Below are 1,629 nucleotides of genomic sequence, written 5' to 3'. Positions count from 1 at the left end.
GGGAGACAATGGCGCAGGCAAAACCAGCCTGCTTAAAATTCTGAGCGGCAATCTTACCATTGCGGACGCCGACGTCAGGCGCTTCGGCAGCATTGCCCTCATCGGCCAACTCGATGAACTCGACCTTGATGCGGCTCAGGACAGTGGTGAGATGCTCTCCCGTCTCAACGTCGCCGGAGTGGCGCAGGAGACGATGAGCGGCGGGGAGGAAACACGCGCCAAGATTGCCTCTGCACTCTCCCAGCATGCAAGCGCGATCTTCGCCGACGAGCCTACGAGCCACCTCGACCAAGACGGCATCCGCCTTCTCGTCGGACAACTCAAGGCATTTGATGGGGCTCTGCTCATCGTGAGCCATGACCGTCATTTTCTCGACCAGGTGGTAGACAAGATCTGGGAGCTCAAAGACGGCGGTATTTCCGAATTCTGGGGTGACTACTCCGACTATCTGCGACAGAAAGAAGAAGAGCGCAAAGCTCAGGCGACTCGATACGAAGAGGCGATGCGCGAGCGCGATCGCCTCGAAGCCGCCATCGAAAAACAACGGAAAAAAGCACGGCAGGTCGACGCCAAGCGGAAGGCTGCGAAAAAAAGCAACGAGTATGCAGGTCGATTGGGGCATCAGAAAGCAACCGGCACCAAACAGAAGAGGATGTACCAGGCGGCTAAGGACATGGAGAAGCGCCTCGAAGCGCTCGAAGGGATTGAGGCCCCAGATAGCATTCGCGCCGTGCGGTTCCGCCAGAGCAAGGCCCTGGAACTGCATAGTAAATTTCCCATCTCGGCAGACGATTTCAGCTTGAGCTTCGGCAACTGCATGCTCTATGACCACGCGAAATTCGAGATACCGCTCGGTGCCAAAGTGGCCATCACCGGTGGCAACGGTACAGGAAAGACCAGCCTGCTGAAGGCAATCGCTCGACGCGCCGACGGTATCAACATCTCTCCCAAGGCAGAGATCGGTTACTTCGAGCAAACAGGCTACAAGTTCGACGCCCGTCAGTCTGCGATCTCGTTCATGCAGGATGGTTGCGAGTACAGCATGACCGAAATTCGAGGCATCCTCGCCTCTATGGGAATCGGACCGCGCGACCTGACAAAGGACGTTGGCGTTCTCTCGGGAGGCGAAGTCATCAAGCTGCTACTCGCGAAGATGCTGCTGGGCAGATACAACATCTTGCTCATGGACGAGCCTGGAAATTACCTGGACATCAAGAGCGCCGAAGCCCTCGAGCAGATGATGAGCGCCTATGCCGGAACGATAGTGTTCGTCTCCCACGATAAGAGGCTGGTCGAGAACGTCGCAGACATTGTCTACGAAATAAAGGACACCAAGCTAGTCAAAATCTTTCAGCGCGAATAGCCCTAAATGAGCAAGAAATAATCCCCGAACGGAGACAAGGGAGTAAAACGGCAAAGAAAGAGCCTCCGTCCCAACGCAGGGAACGGAGGCTCTTTAATCGCTTTTACTCATCTCCGTCGCTGGTGGCTTTGTCATGACTCTCGTACGAAACGAAACTCAGCGGCACAGTGCGGCACTCAAAATCGCAGGTCAGAACCCTATCGGCCTACTCCCACTCGATGGCTTCAGTTTTACTGGCTCTTCCGAGTTGAGTGTGGGTGACCGGG

At 55.7% G+C, this 1,629-nt stretch carries 1 protein-coding gene; it reads left to right on the top strand.

Annotated elements, in window-relative coordinates; translation table 11 throughout:
- Positions 1-1,363 (top strand): ribosomal protection-like ABC-F family protein (abc-f, locus tag HMPREF2528_RS02170; RefSeq protein WP_070542042.1); only part of this gene is annotated, 1,363 nt, incomplete at its 5' end.
- Positions 1,364-1,629 lie beyond the last annotated feature (266 nt).

The sequence above is a fragment of the Rothia sp. HMSC078H08 genome, assembly GCF_001808955.1.
In the GTDB taxonomy this organism is placed as follows: Bacteria; Actinomycetota; Actinomycetes; order Actinomycetales; family Micrococcaceae; genus Rothia.
This window is presented reverse-complemented; position numbering and strand designations above follow the sequence as displayed.